The 927-nt window shown below is 69.9% G+C and carries 1 pseudogene; it reads left to right on the top strand.

What is annotated here, in order from left to right:
• Positions 1-927 (top strand): annotated as a pseudogene (locus UU7_RS18755) (fibronectin type III domain-containing protein); the annotation flags it as partial.

Below are 927 nucleotides of genomic sequence, written 5' to 3'. Positions count from 1 at the left end.
AGACCTTCACCGACAAGGCCAACGGCAGCTATGCCTACCGGGTGCGCGCGAGCAACGCGGGAGGCCCCGGGCCCTCGAGCACCTCCCGGACCGTCGTGGTGGGCCGGATACCGGCCACGCCGCCGGCACCGCACATCAGCGTCAGCGGCCCGGACTGGAAGCCGGTCTTTGCCCTGAGCTGGAGCGCGATGCCCTGGGCGACGCGCTACGAAGCGATGGAAACCAGCGCCAGCGACGCCAACACGTTCTACAACGGGCCGGATACCGCTGCCAGCGTCGTCATCCTGGACGAAGAACCGGTGGGCTTCCAGGTGCGCGCGTGCAGCACGTACGGTTGCTCGGCGTGGAGCGCCAGCACCGGCCATGGCGGGTCGGCACCCACGGGGATCGCCACGCTCAGCGTGCCGGCCAACAGCAGCAACGGCAGCTACACGGTCAGCTGGACGGCGGTGGACACGGCCACGCGCTACACCCTGCAGGAGCAGGTCAACGGCGGCAGCTGGAGCAGCGTGCAGAACAGCACCGCCAGCAGCATGGCGATCAGCGGCAAGGCCAACGGCAGCTACGGCTACCGGGTGGAAGCGTGCAACGCCAATGGCTGCGGCCAATGGAGCACGACCCAGACGATCGTCGTCGGGCTGATTCCGTCCGCCCCGCCGGCGCCGCACGTGAGCGTCAGCGGCCCGGACTGGAAACCGGTCTTCGCCGTGAGCTGGACGGCGATGCCCTGGGCGACGCGCTACGAAGCGTCGAGCAACGACGAGACTTTCTACAACGGGCCGAACACCTCGGCCAGCCTCGTGGTGCTGGACGAGGGCGCGGTGAGCTTCAAAGTGCGCGCCTGCAGCGCCGCCGGCTGCTCGGCGTGGAGCACCAGCACCAACCACGGCGGTGCGGCGCCCACGGGGATCGCCACGCTGAGCGTGC

Source organism: Rhodanobacter spathiphylli B39, assembly GCF_000264295.1.
Classification (GTDB): domain Bacteria; phylum Pseudomonadota; class Gammaproteobacteria; order Xanthomonadales; family Rhodanobacteraceae; genus Rhodanobacter; species Rhodanobacter spathiphylli.
Note: the sequence above shows the minus strand (reverse complement) of the source record. Positions and strands in the feature narration are given on the sequence as shown.